A 6,516-nucleotide genomic window follows, 5' to 3' on the forward strand; every position below is an offset into this window, starting at 1 on the left:
GAGAGCGCCATGGAGCTGCTGCACATCTTCGATATGGAGCACCTGGCGGGGGCCAAGGCCGGCTCCCTGCCCTACGGCGCCCAGCGGCGGCTGGAGATTGTCCGCGCCCTGGCCACCAATCCCTCCCTGCTGCTGCTGGACGAGCCGGCGGCGGGCATGAACCCCTCGGAGACCGCCGATTTGATGGAGAATATCGTCAAGATCCGGGACACCTTCCAGATCGCCATTCTTCTGATTGAGCACGACATGAGCCTGGTCATGGGCATCTGCGAAGGCATCTGCGTGCTCAACTTCGGACAGATCATCGCCAAGGGGACTCCTACCGAGATCCAGAACGACCCGGAGGTTATCAAGGCCTATCTGGGCGACCAGAAGGAGGTATGAGCTGTGGGGATGCTGCTTGACGTAAAAAACATCAACGTGTATTACGGCGCCATCCACGCCGTGAAAGACATCTCCTTCCAGGTGGAGGAGGGGGAGATCGTCACCCTCATCGGAGCCAACGGCGCTGGGAAGTCCACCACCCTCCAGACCATCTCCGGCCTGCTCCACACCCGGACCGGGTCCATTGAGTTTATGGGGAAGTCCATCCACGGGGTACCCGCTCACAAGCTGGTGGCCCAGGGGCTGGCCCAGGTGCCGGAAGGCCGCCGAGTCTTCTCCCAGATGACGGTGGAGGAGAATCTGGAGATGGGCGCCTTTACCCAGCCAGGCACTGCGGTGGCCCCCCATCTGGAGCGGGTTTATGAGCAGTTTCCCCGGCTGAAGGAGCGGCGCCGCCAGGTGGCAGGTACCCTGTCCGGCGGCGAGCAGCAGATGCTGGCCATGGGCCGGGCGCTGATGTCCAACCCCAAGCTGCTGATGATGGATGAGCCCTCCATGGGCCTGGCCCCCATTCTGGTGGAGCAGATTTTTGACATCATCAAGTCCCTCCACAAGGCGGGAACCACGATTCTGCTGGTGGAGCAGAACGCCCGGATGGCCCTCAGCGTGGCCGACCGGGGCTACGTGCTGGAGACCGGCCGAATCACCCTCACCGGTCCGGGCAAGACCCTGCTGGCCGACGAGACGGTGAAGAAGGCCTACCTGGGCGGCTGAGCAAAACAGACAAAAAGGCATGCCGGAATTCTCTTTCCGGCATGCCTTTTTCTGTTTGCCCCGGCCTTGATGGCTGTGATATAATAAAAATGTTGGGACCATTTTGCGGAATATGTAAGGAGGAAGGCAAGCCGATCATGCCGAATTATTATGCCCACCTGAAGTTTGGCGACAAGGTTCTGTCCGATCTGCCGGCGGAGCTGGCCCATATCATCGACCGGGAGCGGGAGGCCTTTGACCTGGGCTGCCTGGGACCCGACCCGCTGTTTTTCTATCAGCCTATCCGCCCCAACGCCGTCCGGCGGGAGGGGGTGCGGATGCACCGCAATTCCGCCCTGCCGGCGGTGGAGCGGCTGCGTCAGGCCATTGAGGAGGACGTCCCCATGTCGGTGGGCTATGGAGCGGGCTTTCTGTGCCACCTGGCTCTGGACAGCGCCTGCCACGGCTATGTGAACCAGCGGGCGGTGGACGGCCCCATCTCCCACATGGCTATGGAGGGGGAATATGACCGGATGCTGATTGAGGGCGACGGGCTGGACGGATTTGAGCGGGCCTACCTGCCCTCCATTCCCGGCCGCCACTCCCAGGTATGGGACGCGGCCGCCCGGGCCTACGCCAGCGCCTCCCCCAGTCAAATGCGGTGGGCCTGCCGGTCCATGGACCGGTACCTGAATATTCTGGCCCGTTCCAACGGCCGGGCCACCGGCCGGGTGATCGGCGTGGTAAGCCATATGCTGCCCATTCGCTCCGCCAAGGGCGTGGCCCTGAAGCGGGACCCCCACCCCTCCGCGGTGGAGAGTAACGCCCATCTGGACCGCCTGCTGGAGGGCGCCGTTCCCGAAACGGTGAAACAGATTACCGCATTTTTCCAGGCCATTGAGGCGGAGCACCCCGTACCCCGCTGGTTTGACCGGGACTTTAAGGGCGCGCCCGTCCGCATGCCGCCCCGGATTCAGTGGCGGGAGGTACCGGGGTACTCTCTCATTTCCTGAACGGCATACCGTAAACAACGAAGAGGTCCGCCCCGCGCAGCGCGCGGGGCGGACCTCAGTTTATGACGGACGGGACTCCACGGCCTCCAGAAGAAAGCTGACCGGCCGGATACCGTCGGTGCAGCATACCACGCTGGTTCCCTCCTCCCGCTGCCAGGGAGTGTAGGTGGCCCCGCAGGATAGGGCGGAGACGGTGCGGTAAAGGTCGATCCAGGCCCAGGGACAAAACCCCTCCGGCATCTCGGCCCCGCCGGTGTAGAGAAAGCTGTCCCCTTCCTGGAAGAAATCGCAAACGCATTCTTCCGGGGGTTCTGTGAGGTATTGGCGAACCAAATCAGGATAGAGCTGTTTTCGGAGCACGGTGATGCGCACCTGTTTCATGGCGGCAGTCCCTCCTGTTCTCTCTGAAATTCTGTCATGGTACCCCAGTAGCGCTTGGGCATATGGGTCATGCGGCATTTGGGGTTGTACCGCTCCGCGATGGAAATGGTGTCGTAAAACCGCCGCCACAGCCGGCGGTACTCCTGCTCCTCCTGGGCCGGCCCATTCAGACGGAACTCCGCCAGGGGGACGATGGCCCACCGGTGGGGTCGGTAAAACAGGGCCTCCCCGTGGGTTCGGTCGTAAAGCACGAAGGATTCCCCGGAGTACCGGGTGCAAAAGTGGGGGCGGAGCAGGGGAAGCACCCGGTTTTTCGGCTCAATTTCCCCAATGAGCAGCCCTTCCTGCTCAGAGAACCGGACGAAGCCTTTGAGCAGGTGGGCCTCCCCGGTGAGGTGCTGCACCGCCTTGTTCAGGGTGCTCACCCGGTCGTCGGTGAGGTCCCGCACCACTCCCGGTCCCCGCTCATAGCCCAGCCGCAGGAAGGCCCACAGGGCCATCTCCCGCTCCGGCAGGCAGGTGAGGAAGCCGTAGACCACCAACCGCCGCCCCTGAGCACCGAGGCTCCGGTCCAGAGACCGATATACCCGCTTGGCATGAGCCTCATCGGTGGATATCTGCCGCTCCGGCCACAGGGAAAGCCGTCCGTCCTCCGGACCCAGGAAACAGGCGGGGGCCTCTTTGTGGAGATAGGCCTCAAACACACAGCACAGAAACCCCGCAAAGCTGCCGTCGTAATGATAGCTGACCTGGCTCCAGCCCATGTCATTCCTCCTTATCCCGTCTGCTCGAACAGGGACAGCTGCTCCGGTACACTCTGGGCCAGCATGGGCCGCTCCTGGGCCACCAGGTGGCGCAGCACCCCGTCGGGGCTGACCCGCAGGCCCTCCAGCATTTTTCCCGAGCAGGTGAGAAAGTACTGGGCCCGCTTGAGCACCACCCCCAGCTTTTTCAAGCCTTCAAAGGTGAGGGGGCCGCACCGCCGGGCAGTGAGGATGCGCCGGGCGGACACCACCCCGATGCCGGGGACCCGCAGCAGGGCCTCGTAGTCCGCCCGGTTGACCTCTACCGGGAAAAATTCCATATGCCCCAGCGCCCAGGAGCACTTGGGGTCCACCAGGGGATTGAAGTTGGGATTTGCCTCGTCCAGCAGCTCCTCTGCACGGAAGTGGTAGAACCGCAGCAGCCAGTCGGCCTGATACAGCCGGTGTTCCCGCAGCAGCGGGGGCTTGAAGTCCCGCCGGGCGGGGAGGAGGGCGCTGTCCGACACCGGCACATAGGCCGAGTAAAATACCCGCTTGAGCTTATACTTGTCGTACAGCGCCTGGGTAAGGGTGAGGATATGCTTGTCGCTCTCCGGGGTAGCCCCGATGATCATCTGGGTGGACTGGCCCGCCGGAGCAAACCGGGGAGCGTGTTTATATTTGACCAGCTCTCCCCTGGACACCTGAATTCCGTCCCGAATCTGGGCCATGGGGGCCAGAATGGCCCTCTTTTTCTTGTCGGGACACAGGCGGGCCAGGCTGTCCTCGCTGGGCAGCTCAATGTTGACGCTGAGCCGGTCGGCCAGCAGACCCAGCTGCCGGGTGAGAGCCGGGTCGGCCCCGGGGATGGCCTTGGCGTGGATGTAGCCGTGGAAGCTGTATTCCTGCCGCAGCAGCCTCAGGGCCTGTATCATGGCCTCGGTGGTGCGGTCGGGGCTGCCCCACACGGCGGAGGAGAGAAACAGCCCCTCAATGTAGTTGCGCCGGTAAAAGCCCATGGTGAGTTCCGCCAGCTCCCAGGGAGTGAAGGCAGTCCGGGGCAGGTCGTTGGACCGGCGGTTGACACAGTACTGGCAGTCGTAGATGCACCGGTTGGTCATCAGCACCTTCAGCAGGGAGATACACCGGCCGTCGGCGGAAAAGGAGTGGCAGCACCCGGCAGCCATGGCGCTCCCCAGCCCGCCGGGCCGGGCGCCGCGGTCCACTCCGCTGGAGGTGCAGGCGGCATCGTACTTGGCGGCATCCGCCAGAATGGTCAGCTTGTCCAGCAGCTCCATGGCCTGTCTCTCCTTCCCGAACTGTTGTACGAGTATTATATCTCGAACAAATGTATCAGTCAAGAGGGGAAGGCTGGAAAACAAAAATCCCCGGAGCGAAACGCTTCGCTCCGGGAACGCTGCTCAGGGCTCTTCCGGCGGAGGTACCCGGCGGTGCTCCACCGGACCCCAGGCGGGGAGGGGCAGACCCTGCATGGCTCCAAAGACCCGGCTTTTCAGGCCGGGATACTGCTTGTCCAGGGTGCGGATCAGCTCCTTGACCTCCTGACGCTTGGTGTAACCGTCTGCGGGGCAGGGGTTGAACACCACCGGCAGGCCGTTGCGGACTGCGGCATTGCGGATCAGACCCTCCCCGCAGTAGAGCATGGGGCGGATCTGGGTGATTCCTGTCCGGTCCAGCCAGGTTACCGGCTGGAAGCAGGACAGCCGCCCCTCATAGAACAGGGAGAGAAAGAAGGTCTCCACCGCATCGTCAAAGTGGTGGCCCAGGGCTATTTTGGTGATACCCCGCTCCTTCAAGGCGTTGTGGAGGGCGCCCCGGCGCATTTTGGCGCACATGGAACAGGGATTCTTCTCCTTCCGCAGATCGAAGATAATGTGGTGAATCTCCGAGGGGAGGAGAGTGAAGGGTACGCCGATTTCCCTGCAATAGGCCGCCACCGGGGCAAAGTCCATCCCTGTGCCGCCGTCCACATGTCCCATATCCAGGGTGTAGGCCTCCAGGGTAAAGGGTTTGGGATAAAATTCCCGCAGCCGAGCCAGGGCGGTGAGGAGCACCAGGGAGTCTTTGCCGCCGGATACCCCTACCGCCACCCGGTCTCCGGCCTGAATCATGTCGTAATCCTCCACACAGCGGCGGACATAGCTGAGGATCTTATTCATAGGCACCTCGAAAAAATGAAAATAGAAACGGAGAAAACGAGAGTATAAGAGAGCATAGAAGAGAAAATAAAAGAAAAGTAAATTTCAGTTTAAAAAAATCGGAAAACGTGTTGACACCCGGGAACCACCGTATTATAATACAAAACGCTCCAATCGTAAAGATTGGGGCCTGTATTCTGTTTAGACATATTTTTAGATATCAACAAATTGGAGGTTTCACCATGTCCACTTTTATGGCCAACAAGGGGAACATCGTCCGCAAGTGGTATATCCTCGACGCGGCGGGCAAGCCCCTGGGCAAGACTGCCGCCACTGCGGCCACCCTGCTGCGGGGCAAGCACAAGCCCGAGTACACCCCCCACGCCGACTGCGGCGATTACGTTGTGATCGTCAACGCTGAGAAGGCCGTTCTCACCGGCAAGAAGCTGGAGCAGAAGTATTACCGCACCCACTCCGGCTGGGTGGGCGGCCTGAAGGAGACTCCCTACCGCCTGCTGATGCAGCAGAAGCCCGAGCTGGCCATGCGTGTGGCCGTCCGCGGCATGATGCCCCGCAACATCATCACCAAGGATTCTCTGTCCCGCCTGCACATCTACCGGGGCGCCGAGCATCCTCACACCGCCCAGAAGCCCGAAGCCTGGGCTGCCAACTAAGCAGGAGGTACAAGAGAATGTATAAGAGCAAGAAGCCTTATCTGTATGGCACTGGCCGGCGCAAGTCCTCCGTGGCCCGTGTGCATCTGTTCCCCAATGGTACCGGCGCCATCACCATCAACGGCCGGGATATTGACGACTACTTCGGCCTGGAGACCCTGAAGCTCATCGTGCGTCAGCCTCTGGCCACCACTGATACCCTGGGCAAAGTGGACATCGAGGCCACTGTAGTGGGCGGCGGTGTCACCGGCCAGGCCGGCGCCATCCGTCACGGCGTAGCCCGCGCCCTGCTCCAGGTGAACCCCGAGTTCCGCGCCGCTTTGAAGGCCGCCGGCTTCCTCACCCGCGATCCTCGCATGAAGGAGCGCAAGAAGTACGGCCTCAAAGCCGCTCGTCGCGCTCCGCAGTTCAGCAAGCGCTAAACTTTATCAAAAGTGGTCAAAAACCCCGGAACTACGCGGTTTCCGGG

General features: G+C 62.0%; 9 protein-coding genes. 5 read left to right on the top strand and 4 right to left on the bottom strand.

Translation table 11 applies throughout. The features are described from left to right. The 3 genes from Q0J74_RS09765 to Q0J74_RS09775 form a co-directional block, all read left to right on the top strand. Positions 1–384: ABC transporter ATP-binding protein (locus tag Q0J74_RS09765; protein WP_297214022.1), on the top strand; the 384-nt coding region annotated here is incomplete at its 5' end. Positions 385–393: 9 nt separating this feature from the next. Next, positions 394–1,098, top strand: coding sequence for an ABC transporter ATP-binding protein (locus tag Q0J74_RS09770; protein ID WP_297214046.1), 705 nt, complete (start codon positions 394–396; stop codon positions 1,096–1,098). A gap of 137 nt (positions 1,099–1,235) precedes the next feature. Next, the gene (locus Q0J74_RS09775; RefSeq protein ID WP_297214025.1) at positions 1,236–2,090 is read left to right on the top strand and encodes a zinc dependent phospholipase C family protein; all 855 of its coding nucleotides are present in this window, start codon (positions 1,236–1,238) and stop codon (positions 2,088–2,090) included. Between the two features lie 60 nt (positions 2,091–2,150). Here the strand turns inward: Q0J74_RS09775 and Q0J74_RS09780 are convergent, their stop codons facing one another. From Q0J74_RS09780 to Q0J74_RS09795, 4 genes are all read right to left on the bottom strand, one after another. Next, positions 2,151–2,471 (bottom strand): TIGR04076 family protein, encoded by a 321-nt coding sequence (locus Q0J74_RS09780; RefSeq protein WP_297214027.1) that lies wholly within the window; start codon positions 2,469–2,471, stop codon positions 2,151–2,153. Then, positions 2,468–3,235, bottom strand: a complete 768-nt coding sequence (locus Q0J74_RS09785; protein WP_297214029.1) for a TIGR03915 family putative DNA repair protein — start codon at positions 3,233–3,235, stop codon at positions 2,468–2,470. Before Q0J74_RS09785 ends, Q0J74_RS09780 begins: the two co-directional genes overlap by 4 nt. A gap of 11 nt (positions 3,236–3,246) precedes the next feature. Beyond that, positions 3,247–4,512: a putative DNA modification/repair radical SAM protein gene (locus Q0J74_RS09790; RefSeq protein WP_297214031.1), complete on the bottom strand. Its 1,266-nt coding sequence runs from the start codon at positions 4,510–4,512 to the stop codon at positions 3,247–3,249. Between the two features lie 123 nt (positions 4,513–4,635). Then, on the bottom strand, positions 4,636–5,394 hold the full coding sequence (locus tag Q0J74_RS09795) for a tRNA lysidine(34) synthetase (protein ID WP_297214034.1): 759 nt from the start codon (positions 5,392–5,394) through the stop codon (positions 4,636–4,638). 221 nt (positions 5,395–5,615) lie between these two features. Between Q0J74_RS09795 and rplM the strand changes: the two genes are divergently transcribed. Together rplM and rpsI are read left to right on the top strand one after the other, a co-directional pair. Continuing rightward, positions 5,616–6,047, top strand: coding sequence for a 50S ribosomal protein L13 (rplM, locus tag Q0J74_RS09800; protein ID WP_191398093.1), 432 nt, complete (start codon positions 5,616–5,618; stop codon positions 6,045–6,047). A 17-nt stretch (positions 6,048–6,064) separates the two neighbouring features. Next, positions 6,065–6,469, top strand: coding sequence for a 30S ribosomal protein S9 (rpsI, locus tag Q0J74_RS09805; protein ID WP_297214043.1), 405 nt, complete (start codon positions 6,065–6,067; stop codon positions 6,467–6,469). Positions 6,470–6,516 lie beyond the last annotated feature (47 nt).

Source organism: uncultured Flavonifractor sp., from assembly GCF_944387675.1.
Classification (GTDB): domain Bacteria; phylum Bacillota; class Clostridia; order Oscillospirales; family Oscillospiraceae; genus Flavonifractor.